Below are 24,497 nucleotides of genomic sequence, written 5' to 3'. Positions count from 1 at the left end.
AATAACGATAAACGTTGGGTTAGCCTTATCGTGGCACACTTCCTGCTATATTGGAAAACAATAATGTGTTTAATTCATTACATCACAGGAGAACACAACATGTTTAGAAAAATAAGAGCTGAAGATTACCGCGTTGAAAGTAATGTGTTTACAGGCACAATCACCTTTCAAGGCAAGTTACAGTTGCAAGATAGCAAAGCCTATATGCCCATTTTAGAGATGCTCAACGAACTTGCGGAAAAAGATTTACCAAAAATTACGATTGATTTACGCGCTTTAGAGTTATTAAATAGCTCTGGGATTAATACCTTATCTAAGTTTTTAATGCAGATGGAACGCAAAAATCAGACCCACGTTATTGTTCATGGCTTACGCGAAGTAACATGGCAAGACAGAATGCTGACCAATATCAAACGGGTATTGCCCGGTTTTCAGCTCTCTTTACAATAAGATGGTGCGGGTTACTGGAATATTAAGACTTATAAACTGTCATAAAAATGACAGCTATACATAAGGTAATAACCATTTTAACCACTGTATCCACCATAAGTTGATTTTTGCCTCACCGTGTCCCTGTGCGCTGGCTTTTTGATACCACTGTTTAGCTAATTTATAATCTTTTGCAACAGAGCTATTCCCATACTCATAAATTAAGCCCAATTTAAACTGGGCTTCTTTATGTCCTCGCTCTGCTGCCAAGGTATAATAATGTAAAGACTGCTCATAATCTTGTGCAACATTACCACTTCCCGTTGCATACAAATTAGCTAGGCACAACTGTGCTTCTACAATATCCTGCGCTGCCGCTTTCAGTAACCACTTTTCTGCTTCTTCAGGATGTTTTCGTAATCCCCCGCGTCCATTCAGATAAAACACGCCTAAATGATATTGTGCATCACGGTCTTCTGCATTAGCGGCTTTACGATACCACTCCATCGCATTTTTATCGTCAGCCTCTACACCACCTAAACCAAATTCATACACCGCCGCTAAATTATACTGTCCACGAATATGCCCTTGTTCAGCCGCCTTACGATACCACTCTACAGCACGTGCTTTATTAACGGCAACACCAATGCCGTAGCTATAACCCACACCAACTTGATTTTGGGCTTCTGCAATTCCTAATTCGCCTGCACGCAGAAAATTATTAAACGCATGTGCTTCATCTGCCGATGTAAAGCCAAAACCATTTTTATACATCATAGCCAAATTGAAACGCCCATATTTATGCCCTTGCTGTGCCGCTTTTTCAAAACACTCAACGGCTTGTCGGCTATCAACAGCAACACCACGTCCTAAGCAAGAAAAAATCCCTAATAAATTATGGGCTTCAGGAGTATCTTGAGCAGCTGATTTGCGCAACCAATATAAAGCTTGTTCATCATCTTTTGGCAAACCGCGACCCCGATAACAAAGCACCGCCAGATTATACTGTCCGCGATAATGTCCTCGTTGTGCGGCCTCCCGAAACCAATAAACTGCTTTTTTTTCATCTAAGTCAACCCCTTTTCCCAAGGCATACATCAAGGCTAACTGATGTTGTGCTTCTAACGTGCCTAACCCCGCATTTTTATAATAATAAGCAAATGAATCTGCTTGAATATCTATTAATAAGCCGATTAAATCTTCACCATATAATTCAAATTTTTCGGAAACTAAGCCTTTAATAAAATAAATATTTTTAACGGGAGATTCATAGACGGCGGCGGTAAACGCCTTAATGGCGGGAGGTGGGGCGGGGGGTGTTTCAGTCGGTGTTGTCATCGCATTACAAATCCTATTGGACTTGTGGTTTTAAAAGGAGACCACTTGCAAAAGTAATATGGATAGCATCATTTAAAGCCTTGTTATTCATTTTCTTACATACAAAATCAAAGCCCATCTGCATCAGCATAGTCCAAGAATACTAATTCGGACAAAAAAACGGTGTATGACATGATTACTCATACACCTTACGTTTATTTGCGTTTGACCATACGACTGTTATCTTAAAAAAGCTTTAAATTCAAAAGCTGGCTATTATTTACGGTATTTAGTCAGAATTGAACCGCAAATTGAATTTTGTTAAGCGATAACGCAACGCACCAAAACTAATTCCTAACAACTTTGCAGCATGGGTTTTATTCCCTCTGGTCTTTTCCAATGCCTTCATAATGCGTTCTTTTTCTACATCTTCTAATAAAGGGTCTAGTCCTTCGGCGTGGGCTTCTGTCGATGACACATTTACCCATGTGCCATAATCTTCTTCCGTCATTTCGATATCATCTTTTATCGTCGGTAATTGTAAATCATCAAGTTGAATGATATTACCTTCGCATAAGGTCATGGCACGCTCTAAAATATTTTCCAATTCACGGACATTTCCCGGAAAATGATAGCTTTGCAAAAAGGTCATTGCCTCAGATGATAGACGTAAATCCGTTTTTCCCCCATTATCCGTGAGCTTTTGCAAAATCCGCTCAACTAATAAGGGAATGTCTTCTATACGTTCCCGCAACGGTGGAACATTAATTTCAATTACATTAATCCGATAAAACAAATCTTGGCGAAATTTGCCTTGCTTAACTAAATCCGCTAAATCGCGATGGGTTGCGCTAAGAATTCGCACATCAACAGAAATTTCTTTCGCCGCACCCACAGGACGCATTTGTTTTTCTTGAATAACACGCAATAATTTGACCTGCATGTGCAGCGGTAAATCAGCAACCTCATCAAGAAACAATGTTCCGCCCTGTGCTGTTTGAAATAAACCGGGTTTATCGGTGTTCGCACCTGTAAAACTGCCCTTTTTATGCCCGAAAAACTCGCTTTCCATCAATTCGGTTGGAATTGCGCCGCAATTAACAGGGACAAAAGACTTACTTGCTCTTGCACCTTGCGTATGTATCAAACGGGCGACCACTTCTTTACCCACGCCAGATTCTCCACGAATATAAACAGGTGCTTGACTGCGGGCAAGTTTGGCAATTTTTACGCGCAAAGATTGAATCGCGCAAGATTCTCCAACGAGAGAAGAAAAACTATCTTCATGTTTTTCTGATAATTTAAGCGCGGTACTGACTAAAACCCGCAAGGCTTTAATATCCACAGGTTTGGTTACAAAATCAAACGCGCCTGCTTTTAATGCCTGTACCGCAGATTCTACACTACCAAAAGCAGTGATCATGGCGACAGGTGTATTACTATATTCTTGCTGAATCAGTGTTACCAAATCAATGCCATTACCATCAGGTAAGTGCATGTCTGTCAAACATAAATCAAACATCTGTGTTTTTAAATATTCACATGCTTCAGCAAATGAACCAGCACCGACACAATCAATATTCATAGAGCTTAGCGTCTGTGCTGAGAGTTCAAGAATAATTGGCTCATCGTCAACAACAAGACATTTCGGACATGACATAGTTTTTCTCAATGTTTAGTTATTACAGGGACTAGACAACTTTAAGGCATCTATGTTGAGGATTTCATGTGATAAGATGGGGATTGTCTGCGTGATTGGTCAATAAAATACGAAAACAACAGCCTGTTAGGCTGTTACTTACTACCTGTAAAGAAGCCTGATTCGCCTCACAAATTTCCCGTGCTAAATAAAGTCCTAATCCTGTCCCTTTAATTTCAGTGGTAAAAAAAGGTTCAAAAATCTGTGTGGCAATCTCTTCAGGCATTCCTTTACCTGTGTCGATGATTTCTAAATAGGGACGTTTGGAGTCTTCCGTAAATCCTAAATGTAAGGTTAATAAGGGGTCATGTTGGCTATAACGCAAGCCGTTGTCACATAAATTACTCACAACTTGATACAGTTGTGTGGGGTCAAAATAGACAAACAAGGGTTGTTTATCAATCAGCAATGCGAGTTTACTTTCTGTTAATCCATGCTGTCCGCGATATTCTTCTATGAATTCTAACACCCAGACATCCAGCGCGAATTGTTGCGTATTGGTTTCGCGTCGACTGAGTTGTAAGATATTTTCAATAATGGTATTTACCCGTTGGGCTTGTGAAACAACGATTTGTACTAAGCGGGTATCGCTGGCGTTTAAATGCACGGATTCTGCCAACAGTTGCCCCGCTTGGCTAATTGCCCCTAGTGGATTGCGAATTTCATGTGCAATACTGGCGGTAAGCCGTCCTAATGCAGCCAGTTTTAATTGTTGTGCCCGACGGGTGGTCAAGGTTGCATCATCTAATACGATTAAAACACTGTAGGATTCGCCGCGATTTAAATAGGTAAAGGTTGCGATGATTTCAGCCTCTCCCCGTAAGGGACGAAAAACCTGTGAGGTGTTTACTCTTTTGATTTGCCAGTGATTAAATTGTTTTGCCAATTCTGGTGCGACTGCTGCGAGTGTTCGCCCGAACGGGTCTTCTGACAATGATAATAAGCGCATGGTTGCTTCGTTAAATAAACGAATGCGTTCAACGACATCAACAACAAGAATGCCTGATTGTATGTGTTGGACAATTTCAGCGTTTAGCTGCGCCAAATATTGCACATGTAGCCCCCGTTGACGGGCTAGTGCTTCGCTAATTTTAACACGTTTAGCCAGTGTATAAGCTGAAAAAGCAGTGGCAAAAAAAGTTATCCCTAGCATACTTGCGTGTGTGTAGCTGGTGGTTTGAAACCAGTTAAATGTATCGGCATAAACCACGTGTCCTAATACGGACAGGCTTGCAATGGCGGCAAAGAAAAAAGCGGTGCGCCCTTCGGAGAGTAAACTCCCCCCTGCAACGGCAACGACTAATAACATTCCCATACCACTGCTAACCCCACCACTGGTATGCATAAGAAGGGTAATCAGTAAAATATCAAGTGGAATTTGTCCCAGCACTTGCAGGTTAAAGGAAGGATAGCGGTAGTCTGTCATGAACAGGCAAGCGAGGGAAAACCCTAAATATAGCCATGCGGCAATTAGAAACAGGGCTTCGTTATAACGACCTAAAAAGCTGGGTGCAACATCGGTTATGAAGGTAATGACAAATAGGGTTGCAAGTGTTAGGCGATAAAAATTAAAGAGATATAAAGCACTCCAATCAGGGGAACTTTCAGTCTCTAGGATGTCTGTGTTTACATCTAACGTGTTTGTCAACATGTTCTCAACGGGTATAAAAGCAGATTAATATATAATGTTGTTTTATATAAATATTGCTGGGTTAAAATAGATTCTTTTATTTTTAGAATTAGTTTGAAAAAATTGGCTTGTTAGACGCTTGCGATAAGCAGTAAAAATGATGGTGTCGTATTTAATAGTGGAAATCATTGGACTTTAAGAATTAAGATTGAGTTTAGCATTTATATCACTATGAATACTAAAAAGATTGCGTCTTGGGTGTTGCGTTGATATTAGGAAATGCTGACGCATGAGAGAGAACTGACACAACACGCGGCAGGGAGCAGTTTGCGCACCAACCGCGACAGACAGGCTTATGTGTTAAGCATGATTAATATTTTCAACAACCGCTAATTCTTGGGAATTTAAGAGCTTATCTATATCTAACATAATCACCATTTTTTCCCCAACGGTTGCAAGCCCTTTAATAAATTCAATGCTAATAACACTGCCAAAATCGGGTGGTGGCTTAATATCTTCGTCAGAAATATCATAGACATCAGACACGGCATCAACAACAATGCCCATGGTTCGTTCTCGTCCTGCAGAAAGCACTTTAAGCACAACAACTACCGTCATTAAGCCATATTCTAAACGCGCTAAACCAAAACGTAAGCGCAAGTCAATGATAGGAACAATCAACCCACGTAAATTAATGACTCCACAAATATAATCTGGTGTATTTGGAATGGTGGTGACTTTTGTCCAGCCTTTAATTTCTTGCACACGAAGAATGTCCACTGCATATTCTTCAGTGGCTAGAACGAAGGTAAGATATTTATTGACAAGTTGTTTTTTATCTTCATTCATGTTACAAGCTCCTGCACGATGCGCGGGCGAATACGGGGTAACGCTGTTTGTTGGTGGAAAAGGCGAATGAGTCCAGCAATATCAATAATAAGTGCAACACTCCCATTGCCTAAAATCGTCGCGCCTGAAATGCCTTCTATTTGTTTATAGTTACTTTCTAAACTTTTAATGACGATTTGTTGTTGTGAGAGTAATTCATCTACAAATAAGCCTATCTTTTGTCCTTCTCCTTCCACTATTACTAATAAACCTTTGTCCAGCTCTGTTATATCAGTTTGAATTTTAAAAAGATTATGCAATCTAACAACAGGAATATACTCATCACGCAGTTTATAAACATCGGCTTGTCCTGCCAAACTGCTGACTAGTTTTTTATTAATATGTAGTGATTCTACGATGGAGAGTAGGGATAGGATGTAAATTTCTTGTCCTACTTTAACCAGTTGTCCATCTAAAATAGCAAGGGTTAGCGGGAGGCGAATAGTAAAAATTGTTCCTTTGTTGTGTTCGGAACGAATATCAATAGTTCCCCCCAAGGTGCGTATATTACGCCTCACAACATCCATTCCTACGCCTCGCCCCGACACGTCATTAATTTGGTCGTTAGTGGATAAGCCGGGATGAAAAATATATTCGTAAAGTTCTTCCGCGTTAGGGATGTCTTGTGCGTCAAGTAAACCTAGTTTAACCGCTTTAAGACGAATTTTTTCTAAATTAAACCCCGCACCATCATCACTGATTTGGATAACAATATTACCGCTTTGATGATAGGCATGAAGATGGAGCAGACCTGTTTCAGGTTTGCCCGTCGCAAGGCGTTGCGCGGGGGATTCTATGCCGTGGTCTAGCGCGTTACGCACTAAATGCACTAGCGGGTCATTCATTTTTTCTAAAACGGTTTTATCTAGCTCGGTGTTTTCACCCGTCAGTTTTAATTCAACTTTTTTGTTGAGTTGTACGCTTAAATCATGGACTAAACGAGGAAAACGGTTAAATGAATAACTAATGGGTAACATGCGAATGCGCATGACACTTTCTTGTAATTCTCGGGTGTTGCGTTCTAACTGTGCAAGCCCATCACGGAGTTGTGCAAGTTTTGATATATCAAAGTTATCACCCACTTGGTCGAGCATGGATTGGGTAATCACTAACTCACCAACCATATTAATCAATGCGTCAACTTTATCGATGCTGACACGGATAGAATTATCATTGGTTTGCGCATTATTCCGTCCATTGTCTCCCCAGCGGTTTTTCTTGGCTTTTTCAGGTTCGGGCGAATCTTCATTTTCTTCCGATTCTAGGCTCGTAGGCAGTGTTGATGCTTGTGTATCAGCGGGGTAAGCTGACGCTGCAATAATTGGGGAACTTGCGATTATAGGGGGGGATTCCGTTGCTTGAATAGGAAAAGGGGTAATTTCTAAACTGCAATCACCTTCTACCCATTCAAATATTTCATCAATGGCTTGGCGCGGAATATCTCCATACAATGTTAATGTCCAACTGAGGTAACATAGTTGTGGTTCAATTTCTTTAAAGTCTGGGAGTTCTGTGGTATTGACTTTAATATCTAACTGCCCGAGCGTTGCTAATTCCCGAAATAAATTAATCGGGTCGTTGCCTGTTTTTAACAGTTCAGGACTTGGTTTAAACAGAATAAGCCATCCCTTATTTAAATCTGGGGGCGTAACTTCTGTAATTTCGGGGGGTTCAGTATTGGGCGTTTTAGCGGGGGAATTGGTTTTTTCTGAGGCAGGTAAAGGCACTTTTAACATGTTTTCTAAGCCAAGCTGTGCCTCTTGAATGGCTTGTAAATCTGTTTCGTTACAAGGTACATTTTCTTTCAAGCGCGTCAACATCATGCGCAATATATCAACGGCTTGTAATAATATATCTATTGTTTCTTGTGTTACCCAATGTTGATTATTTCGCATACTATCTAGCAAGGTTTCTGCGATATGGGCAAAATGGACAACCTGTTCAAACTTAAAAATACCCGCACCCCCTTTAATAGAATGGGCAACGCGGAAAATACTGTTAATGAGTTCGTGGTCAACAACACCAATATCTAAATCAAGTAAGTTCGCCTCCATTGTGTCGAGGCTTTCAAAACTCTCCTCGAAAAACAATTGACGCACTTCAGTCATGTCTATTGTCATGATATTACCCTAACACCCGACGGATAGCCGCGAGAAGTTTATCAGGGTCGAAGGGTTTATTAATCCAACCCGTAGCCCCACTTGTTTTTGCTAAAAGTTTTTTCTCGGGGTCAGTTTCTGTGGTTAATAATAAAATAGGTTTAAACTGATAAGTTGGTAAAAGACGCAATTCACGTACCAATGCCAAGCCGTCTAATTTAGGCATATTAATGTCAGTAATCACCAAATCAAAGGGATGCGTTTTCGCAAGACTTAACGCCTGCTCACCGTCATCTGCTTCGGTCACACTATAATTTGCTTGTGTTAAAGTGAATGCTAACATTTGTCGCATGGATGTAGAGTCATCACTGATTAATATATGCGTTATTTTCATGTAACTGAATAAGCTATGATTGACTGAAAATAATAAGCTGTCTGGTTAGGTTAAAGGCATATCATACAGACTATTTGTATGAAATGCCCTCCTTCTATAATAGGACATAAGAACTGAAGCTAAGTATTTATTAAAAAACTACTTTTATCTAAACCCCCAACAACTCACAGTATATTCAACATATTGGTTATCATGACACACATAGACCCTTATAAAGCCCCACAAGCCAGTTTAGAAACACCCTTTGCTGAAGAATACGGAAAACTGCAACTATTTAACTCTGCAACACGTTTAAATCGTCTGCGTTATATTGCATATACACACATGCTTATTCTTATCAGTTCTGTATTGATTTTTGTTTTTGCCGTCATTTTATCGCCTTATTTATCTGAGACAAAACCTATTTTTCTTCTCATCATATTGGTTGTAGGTGCGATGGGTATCAATTTTATTTGGGTAATACAACGCTTACATGATATGAACTTATCAGGGTGGTGGCTAGTTGGTCTTTTAGTCCTGAGTTTTCTCTTAACATACTTCAAGCTTGAAATATTCAATAGCTTACTATCCACCGTCTTCTGGGTTGTATTAACTCTTGTACCCGGTACAGCGACAAATAATCAATATGGCAATCCCCCACCCCCCAATACACTCAGTGTTTACCTTGCTTTTATCCTTCCCCTACTACTCCTTGTCGCTATAGCGGGTTTGCTCGTCTATACGGGATATTATCACAACAATTTGAATTACTAACGCCAAACAATTGCGTTTAACAGGATTACCATTTGCATGAATTACCGTCATAGCTACCACGCAGGCAATTTCGCCGACGTATTTAAACATATCACCCTAATTGCACTGCTCCAACACCTACAACAAAAAACCAACCCTTTTTGCTATTTAGAAACCCATGCAGGCATTGGCGGATATGATTTAAACGCAGAAGAAGCGCGAAAAACCCTAGAGTATCAAAATGGAATAGAAAAACTATTACAAAACCCCATTGACCACCCACTACTACAAGTCTATCAAGAGCTTATAAAAAGTTATAATGAAGAGACGGCAAGCATACGTTACTACCCCGGTTCGCCCCTCATCGCCTACCACTTTCTCCGCGAACAAGACAGAGCTGTCTATATAGAATTACACGAAGAAGCAGCAAACGCCCTAAAACAACTTTTTAAATCTTACAAACACGTCGCTGTGCATAATATGGATGGTTATCAAGCCTTAAAAGCCTTTTTACCGCCAAAAGAAAAACGTGGATTAGTGCTGATAGACCCCCCTTTTGAATCCCCTGATGAATTTACCCACCTCATCAAACACATCAAAATCGCTTATAAACGCTGGGCAACAGGGACTTATGCCATTTGGTATCCCATTAAACAATATACGGATATTCTCCCCTTTCACCGACAAATTCGTGAATTAGGGATTCCTAAAATATTATCCACAGAATTCTGCATCTATCCTGACGACACCAACCTACGTTTAAATGGCTGTGGTCTTATCATCATCAACCCGCCATGGCAACTAGACGATAAACTAAAAACCATCCTCCCACACCTTTGTAACGCACTCACCCAAGACCCGCATCGACGCTACCGTGTCGAATGGTTAAGCCCTGAAACACCCTAAAAGCGTTTAAACAAAAAATGGGCAAACTAACACGCCTATTGCAGACTATTAACCCACACTATTTTTTAGTAGAATCACGGCTTTTTTATAAAATATACCTAAAGGTAAAAAATGGAACTCAACGCAATTTACAACCAGTTAGCAGATATGCAAGCACGCTTAAATGCGTTAAGGGGGTATCTTTGACTATGAATACAAACATGAACGCCTAATCGAAGTTTGTCTTGAACTAGAACAGCCTGAAATTTGGAATAATCATGATAAATCCCAATCACTTGGACGTGAGCGTGTTGCCCTAGAAAATGTTGTCCACACCATAGACCACCTCACTGAAGCCATTGCTGACAACACAGAACTGCTAGAACTCGCCGATGCAGAAGATGACATCAACACCGCAAATGCCGTGCAAAAAGATGTAGAAAATATTGAAGCCCAAATTGCAAAACTAGAATTTAACCGCATGTTTGCAGGCGAGATGGATGCACATAACGCCTTTTTAGACATACAATCAGGCTCTGGTGGCACAGAAGCCCAAGACTGGGCAGAAATGCTATTACGTATGTACCTGCGTTGGGCAGAAAAACGCGGTTTTAAAGCAGAATTAATGGAATGTTCCGCAGGCGAAGTTGCAGGCATTAAGAGTGCGACGGTTGAAATTATTGGCGAATACGCCTACGGTTGGCTACGCACAGAAACAGGCGTACACCGCTTAGTTAGAAAATCTCCTTTTGACTCAGGTAATCGTCGCCATACCTCTTTTGCTGCTGTATTCGTTTCCCCCGAAATTGACGATGATATTGATATAGAAATCAATCCCGCCGATTTACGCATTGATGTCTATCGTGCCAGCGGCGCGGGGGGACAACACGTCAACCGTACCGAATCCGCCGTGCGCATTACCCACTTACCCACGAATTCCGTCGTACAGTGTCAAAATAACCGCTCACAACATCAAAACAAAGATTCTGCCATGAAACAGCTCAAAGCCAAATTATATGAGCTAGAAATGCAGAAAAAACGCTCGACACAACAAGCCCTAGAAGACAGCAAAGCCGATATAGGTTGGGGAAGTCAAATTCGGTCGTATGTACTAGACCAATCACGGATTAAAGACTTGCGCACCAATGTAGAAGTTGCCAATACACAAGCCGTGTTAGACGGGGACTTAGACAAGTTTATTGAAGCGAGCTTAAAAAGTGGTTTATAAACAAAAAATAGCACTGACAACGTATTGAGAAATTTGTTCAACCGAGCAAGCCTAAAATCCAAAAAAGGCTAAATAAAAAGCCTGTCTGCAACAGAATTTTTTAAATTCACCAAAAATTTAAATTTTAAAATAGAAAAATATTATTTTTCCTATTCTTAAATACTAAAAAAATTTGGTAATTCTAAAAATACTGCTGCAGACAGGCTTTAAAATGGACAACACCGCCAAACGCCCAAGACTGCTTTCCAAACGAGTCAGTGATGATACCGCTCAGTGCCTACTTGCACAGTCGGCGGGTAAACTCTCGCGGGGTTGCTTTCATTGACTCTACCCTGTTAAAGGTCTGCCACAATCGGTGAATTTCACGGCATAAAACCTTTGCTAACATTTTTAATTAGCTGGTATTTTGGCTTTAGTCCTTAACTCGACAAAACTTCACAAAGAAAATAAGGCATTACAGAAGCGTTAATATTTTTATCTAATTGTTTGTTTTTTATTGATCTTCTTTTTGCATAATGCTGCTGTGTATAATATAATTTAAAACAACAAGTTAATTACTATACACAGGTGTGTTTATGCAATTTATCTTTACTAAAAAGTTAAAGTGGCTTTTATTTATTTGTCAAATAATTGTCTTGCTTATCCCAATATCTACATGGGCAGCAACGGATTGTAGTACAGTGACTGAAATTCCACCCGCTGAGTGTGAGTCTTTACTACAGTTATACAACAGCACAAATGGCGATAATTGGGAAAATAATAACGGCTGGAATGAAACGAATACGCCTTGCAGTTGGGTGGGAGTAAGTTGTGATTCGGGACATGTAACAACAATTTATCTTAAGAAAAATCAACTAACAGGAAGCATCCCTGATCTTTCTCATTTGCCAAATTTGACGGTACTTTGGCTTTATGCCAATCAGCTAACGGGAAGCATCCCTGATTTTTCTCATTTGCCAAATTTGACAACCCTTAGTCTTGGGGCAAATCAGCTAACGGGAAGCATTCCTGATTTTTCTCATTTGCCAAATTTGACATACCTTAGTCTTTATTCCAATCAGCTAACGGGAGGCATCCCTGATTTTTCTCATTTGCCAAATTTGACAGACCTTTGGCTTGATTCCAATCAGCTAACGGGAAGCATCCCTGATTTTTCTCATTTGCCAAATTTGACGGTACTTTGGCTTAATACCAATCAGCTAACGGGAAGCATCCCTGATTTTTCTCATTTGCCAAATTTGACGGAACTTAATCTTGGGTTAAATCAGCTAACGGGAAGCATCCCTGATTTTTCTCATTTGCCAAATTTGACGGAACTTAATCTTGGGTTAAATCAGCTAACGGGAAGCATCCCTGATTTTTCTCATTTGCCAAATTTGACGGAACTTTGGCTTGATTCCAATCAGCTAACGGGAAGCATCCCTGATTTTTCTCATTTGCCAAATTTGACGGCACTTAGGCTTAATACCAATCGGCTAACGGGAAGCATCCCTGATTTTTCTCATTTGCCAAATTTGACGGAACTTTGGCTTGATTCCAATCAGCTAACGGGAAGCATCCCTGATTTTTCTCATTTGCCAAATTTGACGGCACTTTGGTTTGATTCCAATCAGCTAACAGGAAGCATCCCTGATTTTTCTCATTTGCCAAATTTGACGGAACTTAGGTTTTATTCCAATCAGCTAACAGGAAGCATCCCTGATTTTTCTCATTTGCCAAATTTGACGAAACTTTGGCTTTCTTTTAATCAGCTAACGGGAAGCATCCCTGATTTTTCTCATTTACCAAATTTGACAAGACTTTATCTTAATTCCAATCAGCTAACGGGAAGTATCCCTAATTTTTCTCACTTGCCAAATTTGATAGACCTTTGGCTTGATTCCAATCAGCTAACGGGAAGCATTCCTGATTTTTCTCATTTGCCAAATTTGATAGAACTTGGGCTTGGTGGCAATAAGCTAACGGGAAGCATCCCTGATTTTTCTCATTTGCCAAATTTGATGGAACTTGGGCTTTCTTTCAATCAGCTAACGGGAAGCATCCCTGATTTTTCTCATTTGCCAAAGTTGACATACCTTAATCTTGCTTACAATCAGCTAACGGGAACTATTCCAAACCTAGCCTTTTCAAGTTTTTATGTAATTTATTTACATTATAACTGCGGTTTAATCGCTTTTGATAGCAATCAACAAACCGTATTAACTGGTAGAAACGCAGAATGGCAACAACAAAACGATAATTGCCCTATTGTTACACCAACATCTATTGTTGTCGGCAATGTGTCGATTACAGCAACTTCTCCTATTCAATCTAATGTCCCTATTCAAGGCAATGTTATTCTGGCAAAAACAGGCGGAAATGACATCTTAAAAGTGGTGAATGGTCAAGTTACCGTTGACATAGCGACCAGTAAAATTACGGGACAAGGCAAAATTATCGCATTAGGTATTAAATCGAACCCTTATGACTTTCAAACCAAGGATATTCCTATTTATTCAGGGGCATTTACAATTGATGCTGTGGAAAATCCTCCCGTATTAATCCTAGACCCAAACGGTTTGCCGCTACTCAGAATGGTACAAGACGTGTTGCCTGCAACATTAGCACCCAATAGAATTATCATGGAAAATGATAAGGTTACTCTGAAGGATGCACTAACAAATCTGACAACGGGATATTTAAATCTTGGGCTTATACTAAATAATATTGTTCTATCACAAGATCAAGATTCATCTCAAGAGGCTAAGTTTTCTGCCACAGACTATTTAAAATTTAAACCAGTGAAGCTTGGTAACTTCTTTACATTAACCGATTTTGAAGCTTCTTATAACTTCCTAACAGGTGCGGCGGGCGGAAAAGCTGAAGTTACATTTTATGCGGATAGAAAAATCTCTGCTGAAGCAACTATTAATACTAAGCCATTACTTTGTATTGATAAGTTAGGTCTAGGCTTTGGCGTTGGAGAGTCACTCTTTACTCTGCCTCCTGCTCCTCCATATCCTTTTGGTGCTGCATTTGATGGCTTTTTCATGTCTGTAGATAAATTGTGTAGTTTTTCTTATTCACAATTGAAATATCAAGGAACTGGTAAATTTTATTTGACAGATGCGCTTGGTGTCATAAGCGGAGTTGAAAAGTCCCTCCTCAGAGGGTACTTCATATTAAACGGTGAAGTTTCTATTGTGATAGACATGTCAGGCAAAATTGAATTGGCTGGTAATCTAAAACTCCTTGAGCATGTTCCTTTGGGTAATGCCAAAATTGTCATCGGCAATCCAACGTCTATAGAAGGAAATACGAGCTTATTGGATGTAATGACAGGACGAGTTTATTTATCTGTAGGGCAAGACAGCAATACGGGCGTTATCGAAGGTACTGGTATGAATAGATTAAGTATTAATCTTCCTGAACTATGTTTTGACTACACTGGTTGTTTTGGTCCATATAGTGTTGATGCGTCTGCTGTTGACATAACAATACGGGTATCACCAGAAGGGGTTTATTATATTGCTCGTATTCCACTCAATAGATGGATATCAACCCGTATAGATTGTAATCCTACAGACCCCACTGGATGTCATTTGTTTGCCAAGGTTAGAGGGTTTGATGAAGTACAATTACGCAACTTACGAGCAGCAACAAGCACAAACGCAAACTTTACGTTTACAATAGATAAGCCAAGTGAATATGTGGCTATTCAATTGGCTGGTCAGAATGCGATGCCCTTGTTTAAGGTAACTTTACCTAATGGTGATGTATTAACACCTGAAACAACACCAACATTGATGCAATTGGTCAATGGAGAAAGCGAGCTGGCTTTTGGCAAAGACGTGGCGGCTAAAAAATCTACCTATACACTGATGACCCCATCTGTAGGCACTTATACGATTGAAGTCACTAATATCAATGATGTAGGGGAATATACCTTTAATTTAGCAATCCCTACTGCTCAACCAACCATTCAGCTTACCTCATTAACAACTGATGAAATTTGGGATAAAGCATCTCCTGTCAATATTACATGGCAAGCAGATAACCTTGATATTAAATCAAAAATCAGTTTGTATTATGCTGACAATAAAGAAGGCAAAAATGCAAACATCATTGCTTTAGACCTATCCTCAACAACAAACAGTTATTTATGGCAAGTACCTAACACTGTACAACCCAGTAAATACTATATTTACGCAAAAATAGATAATTTAGTAGATATGCCTATCTATGGTTACAGTGCTGGAATGCTTGAGATTGGTAATACTGAAGCTCCTGCAACGCCACAAGATGTGATTGCAACGGCTGTAGATGGTGGTATCAACATACAATGGACACCGTCAACAAATACTGACATAGCAGGCTATCGAATTTTCGTGTCTGATAAGTTAGACAGTCAAGCATTTGACCATGAATTCGGTATTGGTATGGCAAACAGCTATGAACTCAGAGGGCTAACTAATGGTAGAACCTATCAAGTTGCCATTGCTGCTGTTAACGCAACTAACTTACTGAAAAGTGCATCCAGCCAAGTTTTACAAGTGACACCAACAGGTCAAGCACAAGGAAATACAACAGCAACGAATGCAACAGGTCAAACAAACCCTAGTCTTTCGGTGTTTGGCGTAACCACTGTTACTGATGGCGAGTTTGTAGAAAGCGTGCAACAAGAAATATCAGATAAAATTAACTTACGAGCTGAAATGACTGTAGATTTCGCTGATGTAGGTAAAGTAGCTGATTTAGTTGTGTTTGCTGCTTATAAAGCAACACCTGATGCACAAGAGCAATATTATTCACTGTCTCAACCTAACGAGTTAGGTATTGCAAGCTGGAATACGTCACCCACCGTAATAAGTTGGAACGGCAATCCATCAACATTACCTGCATTGAGTAAAAGTATTATTTTACAACCTCAAACCTCTTTAGAGATGTACACAGGTCATTTTGTCGCTACAGGAGAGCTAAAAGTTTATGTTGGCTATCGTTTATCTGATGGTACGTTGGTAACTAACACAAAACCTGTTGATATCAGTGTAATAAGTATAACATTTGATAATTAACGGTAGCCTTGTTTAATAAGCATTAATGGATGTAAAGGTAGGGGCGTTGATGTAACGTAACGCCCCTCAAAAAGAGCAGGAAAAAAACTTAGTTTTTTAGGACTGCCAGTCCCTAGCGGGCTGGTAGTCCTTTTTTTTGTTCGTGTGCAAAGAAAAAGACCTGCTATAACCCCAATATTGCGAATCTGTTCTTTTCAGATTTCATCGCCAATAGTCTGTTTTATATCATTTATCTTACAGTAATCGGGCTAAATAAAAAGCCTGTCTGCAACAGAATTTTTTAAATTCACCAAAAATTTAAATTTTAAAATAGAAAAATGTTATTTTTCCTATTCTTAAATACTAAAAAATTGGTAATTCTAAAAATACTGATGCAGACAGGCTTTAAAATGGATAACACTGCTTCAAAGCGATACTTATTGAATACTATTTACGCGGCTTTGATTTTTTCACAAATAAAATTAATTGCATCACTGAGTGGGATAATCTGCACGTCATTGTCACGCCGTCCTTTATACTCCACCGTACCTTCATCTAAGCCTCTATCACTTAACACTAAACGATGAGGAATACCGATTAATTCCATTTCCGCAAACATCACGCCGGGGCGTTCTTTACGGTCATCAAGCAACACATCAACACCCGCATCTAATAACTGCTGATACATTTTTTCTACAACTTCTCGTAAACGCTCAGATTTTGCCATGTTCATCGGTAATAATGCGACACTAAACGGTGCAATCGCATTTGACCAAATAATTCCTTTTTCATCATGGTTTTGTTCAATAGCAGCGGCAATCACACGGGTCACACCTAAACCATAACAGCCCATTAACATGGTAATGGCTCTACCCGTTTCATCTAACACGGTTGCATTCATTGCACCGCTATATTTATCACCCAGTTGAAAAATATGCCCAACTTCAATGCCACGTGCAATGTCTAATACGCCATTTCCATCAGGGCTAGGGTCGCCAACTTCCACATTTCGAATATCCATCATCTCAGGTTCTGGTAAATCTCGTTTCCAATTTACCCCGACAAGGTGTTGTCCATCCTTATTCGCGCCACACACAAAATCACTTAGCTGTGCCGCACTGCGGTCGACAATAATTTTTACCGTTAAACCGACAGGGCCAATAGAGCCAATACTGCACCCAATCGTTTCTTTAATTTTTTCAGGGCTTGCAAAGGTTAGCGGACTTGCAACATCAGGATGTTTTGCTGCTTTAATCGCATTTAAGGTATGGTCGCCACGTAAGACAAACGCGACCAAGCCCCCATTTTCACCATTAACTAACAAGGTTTTAACGCACTGTGTTGGTTTAACATTTAAAAATTGGCTAACGGCTTCAATCGTATGTTGGTCGGGTGTATTAACAACGGCCAAACTATCCATTTTTGGTGCAGGACGCTCACCAGCAGGGGCTAGGGCTTCGGCTTTTTCCACATTTGCGGCATACGTTCCTGTCGTGCTATATGCAATAGCATCTTCTCCAGAATCGGCTAATACATGGAATTCATGAGAGGAATTACCGCCAATACTCCCTGTGTCGGCTAATACAGGACGATACTTTAAGCCTAAGCGGTCAAAAATGCGGCAATAGGTTGCGTGCATCACGTCATAGGTTTCTTGTAATGAGGGTTGCCCAACGTGAAAAGAATAAGCATCTTTCATAATGAATTCACGCGCACGCATCACGCCAAAACGTGGACGGATTTCATCACGGAATTTCGTTTGAATTTGATAAAAATTAGCAGGTAGTTGTTTATAACTGCGAATTTCACGGCGGATTAAATCGGTAATTACTTCTTCATGGGTAGGGCCAAAACAAAAACGGCGGTCATGACGGTCATTTAAACGTAATAACTCTGGTCCATACTGTTCCCAGCGTTTTGATTCTTCCCATAATTCAGCAGGTTGTACCGCAGGCATGAGAACTTCTAACGCGCCTGATTTATTCATTTCTGCGCGTACAATCTCTTCAACTTTGCGCAATACCCGCACGCCTAATGGTAACCATGTATATAAGCCCGCCGCCAATTTACGAATAAACCCCGCTCTAAGCATCAATTGATGGCTGATAACTTCTGCATCGGCTGGGGTTTCCTTGAGTGTTGCGAGTAAAAAACGCGATGTACGCATATCTGTAAAAGCCTTGTGTGAAATACGGATGATTTAAGGGCTTAATAGTATCTAAAAATGCTGGGGAATGTGCAATGTGTTGCGAGAATGTGCGGGTTGATTCGTACTAAAATAGGTTGGTAATAAATGACTAATAGGATTAGGCAAGCACTGACCTATAACTTTAGGATAATAAAAGGTGTTACGTTCTGGTGTTCATCACATATTCAATTAATGATAATGCCACTCAGTGCTTATTTAGTCATTTAATCCGTCAATTTATTAAAATTTAACTGTTTTTTTATTAAACAACCCCTGCCCGTAGTAAATCATGCAGATGCAACACACCGACCAACGCCCCTGTATCATTCAAAACTAAAAGTGTCGTAATTTTATGTTGTTGCATAAGGTTGAGCGCGTCCACTGCCAAACAGTCAGCATGAACCGTTTTTCCCCCTTGTGTCATGACATCACAGACGCAGGTGGTATGAACATTCATTTGTTTGTCTAGGGCGCGACGTAAATCGCCATCGGTAAAAATGCCTAAGATGTGTTCTGTTGCATCTAAAATAGCGGTCATACCTAGACCTTTACGGCTCATTTCCACTAAGGCATCACGGATGTTTGCATGATGTGCGGTGCGAGGAATTGCATCCCCTGTGTGCATTACATCGCTGACTAGTAATAATAAACGTCGCCCTAAACGTCCCGCAGGATGAGAGCGGGCAAAATCTTCAGCAGTAAACCCTTTCGCTTCTAATAAGGCGATAGCTAACGCATCGCCCATAACTAAGGCAGCGGTTGTGCTGGCGGTTGGTGCAAGTCCTAGCGGACAGGCTTCTTTTTCTACGCTTACGTCAAGATTAACCGTCGCATTTTTTGCAATGGTAGATTGAGAATTACCTGTTAGTGTAATTAATGGCACGCCTAACCGCTTAATTAATGGCAAAATAGTTAAAATTTCATCTGTTTCCCCAGAGTTTGATAGGGCTAAAACGACATCTTTAGCGGTAATCATGCCTAAATCGCCATGACTGGCTTCACCGGGATGTACAAAAAAAGCAGGACTGCCTGTGCTAGCGAGCGTTGCGGCAATCTTATTGCCGATATGTCCTGATTTACCCATACCAATAACAACAATACGTCCTTGACATAAAAGTAAATATTCGCAGGCTTGTACAAATAAGTGGTCAATACGTGCTGTTAATTTAGCAACGGCTTGCATTTCGGTTTGAATAACCGCTAAGCCTAATTGACGGAGTTTTTCAGTTTCTGAAAGGGAGAGAGACATGAGGGAATAATCAGTGTTAGAAGCGGGTCATTCGGATAAAGATATGTGGAAAACGACAGCCCTGTTTTCCACAACGTACGCGAATAATTAGTTAATTTAAATAAAATTAGAAAAAATACGTTGATTATGCAGTGGCAACATCGGTGCGTTCTTTAGCAGCACAATTTGTGGATAATTCCCGCTCACGCTCGATTAATATATCAGCAAAGAAAAAATAAGCATCTTTCCATGCGCAGATAATTTCTTCACTGGCTTGTTTACCTAAAATTTCTTGCACGGCTTGTAATAAGGATTGTCCAAACATGGTGTAATGCCCCGGATGCACATCAGCCGCAACATGTCGTTGGCTGATGATTTCTAAATCTTTCATAATAGAGTCTAAATTATCAACATTTTCACAAAATGCCATAATTGAACGTGCGAGTAGGTGGGGTTGGTTAGATGGGGCTTTAGCAAATAAGGGTTTAACTTGAGGATACTTCTCAAATAAGATGTCATACGTCCGTTTAGCAATTGACTCTCCATATTCGCGGAGTAAAGGCGTGCTGGTTTTGATAACCGCTTTGGCTTTTGTTGACAACGTATCTTGAATTATCATGGCGTTCTGACCTCTCTTTCATGATTTAACGCTAACTATTCGCGGAGGGTTAGGGTATGCGGATTTTTATCCCTCTGCAACCATTAAATCTGCTCTCAATGGGGGTGACATCCATGTTCTGTTGAGTTTAGTTGTAAAACGAAGGATTTGCTATGCAGCTTTTTGGTAACAAGTGGTGTTGGCGGGGAGTAAAGGGGCGAATAAATTCGCCCGTGTGTGTAAAGCGTGTATTCATTAATTCTCTAATTGGTGTTCACGCCAAAAATGGGCGGCAAAGCTGACTGAGGGGTGTGTTGGTGCTTGTGGAATGGTGTGTAATACCATATCCGCTTGTAAAGGGGTTCTGTCACCTTTGCGATTGTTACAACGTCCGCAAGCGGTAACGACATTATCCCATACATGTTTACCTCCCTTTGAACGGGGAATAACATGGTCAATCGTTAAGTTTTTGGTACTACCGCAATACTGACAAGTGTGTTTATCTCGCCTTAATATTTCCCTACGGTTCAATGTCGGCATACGCCATGCGCGTTCTGTCTGCAGCATGGTTAAACGGATTTGGTAAGGCACAACCAGCACAGTTGTAGGTGAATGCACGGCGATTCCCTTACCTTGATTAAAATCCAATGGCTCTGCTTTTCCTGTAATCAGCAACGCAATAGCGCGTTTAATATTAATTTGACTGATAGGCAGATAATTTTTAGAAAACACTACAATAGACTGGCTTAATATTTCAGTAGAACTTGTCACGGTTCACATTCGATTTATCACTAAACCGACTCCTTTAGGTTATTGAGGATAAATAACAAGTAAATGCCTTACCATCGCTAACTATAAAAAACAGGTAGTGCTAAACAGGTGTTTAAGGATAAACGCAAGAATTCTCTAAGTCAGGACTTTTAGAAATGATTTATCCTTATTCTATTTAGCACTACTAAAAAATTTATAGTGCGATTACATTACATAGCACGCTTATTAAATGTGGTCAAGCAAGAAGAAAGCCAATCAGCGATTGATATAAAAAGAATTATGGATAGAAAAATGAAAAACAGTCTTTTTTCAATCCATCATAAACTCGATAAATTTTCAAAAAGTTATGGTCAATGCTCGGTCGGGTAGGATGTATTAAGGGCTGCGGACACAAAAGCATTATTTTCCTGTCGTTAAACGCTAAAAATATTAATTGTTCAGTAAACGATGGTTTAAATAATGTTGACATTGCTCATATCTACCTATTTGCAAAACGTTCTTTTGTCTGCCAATAAACTAACATGGTTAATAAGCCTTCATCATTAGCGGCCGTCGCCACCAAAACAGGGGCTTGAAAACCCAAACTCAGAGCTTCTACGCGTGTGCGTTCACTCATGACAATCAAAGGTGTTTGTTTTACCCATGATTGATTAGCTAATAAACTCAATAAATTATGCAAGCCTTCGCTACTGGTAACTATCATAATATCAGGGCGTATCGTTGGCAGTGAGGATGTTAGAGGACGTTCACGGCGATAAACATTTAAATAATCCACTTGCGCCCCACGTGCATATAGTTGTTCAGCTAATACCTCGCGTCCGCCCTCGCCACGCACAATCACAATTCGCTGACCTGTGAGATGTTGCATCATTGGTAAGCTTAAAAGTGCTTCTGTGTTGTAAGGCGCAGGTGCGCAAAGGGCATCAATCCCCCATGCTTGTAATGCTTCAGCCGTTTTTTTTCCAATTGCTACAACAGATAGTTGTTTTGAAAATGTTTTTTCGTTATTCAATAAATTAGGCAAACCATATTCCACAGCGTTTACGCTAATAAATATCAGCATATTAATGTGGTCTAACTGCGCTTGGCACGCAAACAATGCTTCTCTATCAATTAGTGGCACAATTTCTAATACAGGCAAGCGAATGGCAACCCCCCCCATCGCTTCAATACGCTGACACAATGGCTCTGCTTGATGAGCAGGGCGTGTTACTAACACATGGATATTATTTAAATGCATTTTTGCCTTATCGATGATTTATCTAAAATGATGAAATAGCCTTATTTTATAACTGTAAGATAATCCATAATTAAATATCAATTTAATTACAAATTGTAGGTTTTTGATAAGAAAATTAAGATTTATATAAATATATTGTACTTTTTCATAAAACAGTATTAATAAATACTTATATACTTATTCATTTATGAGGACTAATAAAATTACATTACTGATTATTTAGTTTGTAATATAATGATTTTTAATAAAAATTAAAATAATTTACTTGCTATTTACAATAAATACAGTTAGCCTCTAAAAAGGACTTTATCGTGAGGAAACTCGCTACAAAAAGCCCGAATTCTTCTTCTACTGTCTTAATCCTTATTCAAAGTGGCATAACAACACACTATCGGATTAAGTCATAAGCCTTTTACGCAAAACTAAACAGTAGAAAAGACGTGTTACTTTATATCAACCATTAGGTTTAGGAGGAATACATGCGTGTTTTTATACACGGTCTTATGTTGTTGTGTTTAGCACTCAATATCAGCTACGTTCAAGCAGACCCCATTAAAATTAAATTTGCCCATGTTGTGGCTGAAAGTACCCCTAAGGGCATGGGGGCGAACTTGTTTAAAAAACTGGTAGAAGAACGTCTTGCGGGCAAAGTTGTTGTCGAAGTTTATCCTAACTCCCAACTCTACGGTGATGAAAAAGAGATGGAAGCCTTATTGTTAGGTGACGTACAAATGCTCGCGCCTTCATTGGCTAAGTTTGGTAAATATACTGATAAGATTCAATTATTTGACCTACCATTTTTATTTGATGATTTAGCCGCTGTCGACCGTTTTCAAGCCAGTGCGAAAGGGCAAGAGTTACTCCACTCTGTAGAGAAAAAAGGCTATTACGGGTTAGCTTTTTGGCACAATGGGATGAAACAATTCTCCGCAAACAAGGCACTCCGTGTGCCAGCCGATGCAAAAGGGCTAAAATTCCGTATTCAACAATCTAAAGTGCTAGAAGCACAATTTAAAGCACTGGGTGCAAGCCCTGAAAAATTAGCATTTTCAGAAGTTTATAATGCATTAGCCACAGGAATTGTAGATGGCGCAGAAAATCCTTGGGCAAATATTTATTCTAAAAAATTCCATGAAGTTCAGAAATTTTTCTCCGAAACCAATCATGGCGTTTTAGATTACATGGTGGTGACGAATACCGCTTTTTGGAAAAAATTGCCTGATGACATACGTGCTGAATTAGAAAAAATCTTGGCAGAAGTAACGGTTGAAGTGAACAAAGCCGCATTCGCTCAAGAAATGGCAGACCGTCAACTGGTGATTGATTCAGGTAAAACCCAAGTATTACAACTAACGCCCGAAGAATTACAACAATGGCGGACAACAATGATGCCCGTATGGAAACAATTTGAAGATTCCATCGGTAAAGATTTAATTGAAGCAGCACTCGCGGCAAATAAAAAACCCTAAGATTTTCCATCATTCTCAAACACAAGCTTTTAAGTGGTGAACCTGTCATCGTCGCTTAAAGGCTTGTTTGCTTTTGTATTTTATTAGGAGAGCATTATGTGGTTTTTATCTAATATTTATAACCGATTAGAAGAATGGTTTCTTGCGCTGTTATTGGCTTCAATGACGTTGGTTACATTTGCTAATGTTGTAGCACGCTATGTTTTTAGTAGTGGGTTTGTTTGGGCATTAGAATTAACAACGGCGTTATTTGCTTGGCTGGTTTTATTCGGTATGTCTTATGCCGTGCGGGTTAACGCACATATAGGCATTGATGCTGTGGTCAAATTATTTCCGCCATTAGGACAACGGATTATCGGTTTAATTGCTATTTTGTGTTGTCTGGTTTACTGCGTGATTTTAGGAATTGGCGCGTGGCGCTATTTAGACATTATGTACACCTTGGGAAACGAATCAGAAGATTTACCCATTCAACAATGGATTATTTATCTTATTCTGCCTGTGGGTTTTGCCTTATTGTTCGCCCGATTTTTACAAGTAGGTGTAAAACTGTTAATTGGGTCACAAATACAAATGCTTGCGGACGAAGCGGCTGATGCACTAAAACAATTTCAACAAGATGAACCGCAATCTACATCCAACAACTCACCTAAAGAGGATGGACGCTAA

The 24,497-nt window shown here is 39.8% G+C and carries 18 protein-coding genes; 7 read left to right on the top strand and 11 right to left on the bottom strand.

What is annotated here, in order from left to right:
- Nucleotides 1-99: 99 nt before the first annotated feature.
- Nucleotides 100-450 (top strand): slr1659 superfamily regulator, encoded by a 351-nt coding sequence (locus AL038_RS04950; protein ID WP_062149865.1) that lies wholly within the window; start codon nt 100-102, stop codon nt 448-450.
- Nucleotides 451-504: 54 nt separating this feature from the next.
- Here the strand turns inward: AL038_RS04950 and AL038_RS04945 are convergent, their stop codons facing one another.
- The 6 genes from AL038_RS04945 to AL038_RS04920 form a co-directional block, all read right to left on the bottom strand.
- Nucleotides 505-1,767, bottom strand: a complete 1,263-nt coding sequence (locus AL038_RS04945; RefSeq protein WP_062149863.1) for an SEL1-like repeat protein — start codon at nt 1,765-1,767, stop codon at nt 505-507.
- Nucleotides 1,768-2,035: 268 nt separating this feature from the next.
- A complete protein-coding gene (locus AL038_RS04940) occupies nt 2,036-3,406 on the bottom strand; it encodes a sigma-54-dependent transcriptional regulator (RefSeq protein WP_062149860.1) in 1,371 nt (456 codons plus the stop codon).
- Between the two features lie 64 nt (nt 3,407-3,470).
- Nucleotides 3,471-5,096, bottom strand: coding sequence for a sensor histidine kinase (locus AL038_RS04935; protein WP_062149856.1), 1,626 nt, complete (start codon nt 5,094-5,096; stop codon nt 3,471-3,473).
- Between the two features lie 339 nt (nt 5,097-5,435).
- Nucleotides 5,436-5,924 (bottom strand): chemotaxis protein CheW, encoded by a 489-nt coding sequence (locus tag AL038_RS04930; protein ID WP_062149853.1) that lies wholly within the window; start codon nt 5,922-5,924, stop codon nt 5,436-5,438.
- The gene (locus AL038_RS04925) at nt 5,921-8,083 is read right to left on the bottom strand and encodes a chemotaxis protein CheA (RefSeq protein ID WP_062149850.1); all 2,163 of its coding nucleotides are present in this window, start codon (nt 8,081-8,083) and stop codon (nt 5,921-5,923) included. Before AL038_RS04925 ends, AL038_RS04930 begins: the two co-directional genes overlap by 4 nt.
- 4 nt (nt 8,084-8,087) lie before the next feature.
- The gene (locus AL038_RS04920) at nt 8,088-8,456 is read right to left on the bottom strand and encodes a response regulator (RefSeq protein WP_062149846.1); all 369 of its coding nucleotides are present in this window, start codon (nt 8,454-8,456) and stop codon (nt 8,088-8,090) included.
- Nucleotides 8,457-8,648: 192 nt separating this feature from the next.
- Between AL038_RS04920 and AL038_RS04915 the strand changes: the two genes are divergently transcribed.
- From AL038_RS04915 to AL038_RS04900, 4 genes are all read left to right on the top strand, one after another.
- A complete protein-coding gene (locus tag AL038_RS04915) occupies nt 8,649-9,209 on the top strand; it encodes a DUF805 domain-containing protein (protein WP_062149843.1) in 561 nt (186 codons plus the stop codon).
- A gap of 36 nt (nt 9,210-9,245) precedes the next feature.
- Nucleotides 9,246-10,094, top strand: coding sequence for a 23S rRNA (adenine(2030)-N(6))-methyltransferase RlmJ (locus tag AL038_RS04910; RefSeq protein WP_062149840.1), 849 nt, complete (start codon nt 9,246-9,248; stop codon nt 10,092-10,094).
- A 111-nt stretch (nt 10,095-10,205) separates the two neighbouring features.
- Nucleotides 10,206-11,301 (top strand): peptide chain release factor 2 gene (prfB, locus tag AL038_RS04905; protein WP_101539091.1). Its coding sequence is split into 2 segments (ribosomal slippage): nt 10,206-10,277 and nt 10,279-11,301, totalling 1,095 coding nucleotides; the frame shifts between segments, so codons are not numbered across the junction.
- A gap of 680 nt (nt 11,302-11,981) precedes the next feature.
- A complete protein-coding gene (locus AL038_RS04900; protein WP_161575429.1) occupies nt 11,982-16,355 on the top strand; it encodes a leucine-rich repeat domain-containing protein in 4,374 nt (1,457 codons plus the stop codon).
- Between the two features lie 430 nt (nt 16,356-16,785).
- Here AL038_RS04900 and AL038_RS04895 read toward each other — a convergent pair whose 3' ends face one another.
- From AL038_RS04895 to AL038_RS04875, 5 genes are all read right to left on the bottom strand, one after another.
- The gene (locus AL038_RS04895) at nt 16,786-18,501 is read right to left on the bottom strand and encodes a proline--tRNA ligase (protein WP_062149829.1); all 1,716 of its coding nucleotides are present in this window, start codon (nt 18,499-18,501) and stop codon (nt 16,786-16,788) included.
- A gap of 283 nt (nt 18,502-18,784) precedes the next feature.
- Nucleotides 18,785-19,771 (bottom strand): KpsF/GutQ family sugar-phosphate isomerase, encoded by a 987-nt coding sequence (locus AL038_RS04890; RefSeq protein WP_062149826.1) that lies wholly within the window; start codon nt 19,769-19,771, stop codon nt 18,785-18,787.
- A 124-nt stretch (nt 19,772-19,895) separates the two neighbouring features.
- Entirely contained in the window at nt 19,896-20,369 is a 474-nt protein-coding gene (locus AL038_RS04885) for a globin domain-containing protein (RefSeq protein ID WP_062149823.1), read from the bottom strand.
- Between the two features lie 234 nt (nt 20,370-20,603).
- Nucleotides 20,604-21,119, bottom strand: coding sequence for an HNH endonuclease (locus AL038_RS04880; protein WP_062149820.1), 516 nt, complete (start codon nt 21,117-21,119; stop codon nt 20,604-20,606).
- Nucleotides 21,120-21,597: 478 nt separating this feature from the next.
- Nucleotides 21,598-22,359, bottom strand: coding sequence for a uroporphyrinogen-III synthase (locus tag AL038_RS04875; RefSeq protein WP_101539092.1), 762 nt, complete (start codon nt 22,357-22,359; stop codon nt 21,598-21,600).
- A gap of 479 nt (nt 22,360-22,838) precedes the next feature.
- Between AL038_RS04875 and AL038_RS04870 the strand changes: the two genes are divergently transcribed.
- Both AL038_RS04870 and AL038_RS04865 read left to right on the top strand, forming a co-directional pair.
- Nucleotides 22,839-23,828, top strand: a complete 990-nt coding sequence (locus tag AL038_RS04870; RefSeq protein ID WP_062149814.1) for a TRAP transporter substrate-binding protein — start codon at nt 22,839-22,841, stop codon at nt 23,826-23,828.
- Nucleotides 23,829-23,924: 96 nt separating this feature from the next.
- Nucleotides 23,925-24,497, top strand: a complete 573-nt coding sequence (locus tag AL038_RS04865) for a TRAP transporter small permease (RefSeq protein ID WP_062149811.1) — start codon at nt 23,925-23,927, stop codon at nt 24,495-24,497.

The organism is Beggiatoa leptomitoformis (genome assembly GCF_001305575.3).
Lineage (GTDB): Bacteria > Pseudomonadota > Gammaproteobacteria > Beggiatoales > Beggiatoaceae > Beggiatoa > Beggiatoa leptomitoformis.
This window is presented reverse-complemented; position numbering and strand designations above follow the sequence as displayed.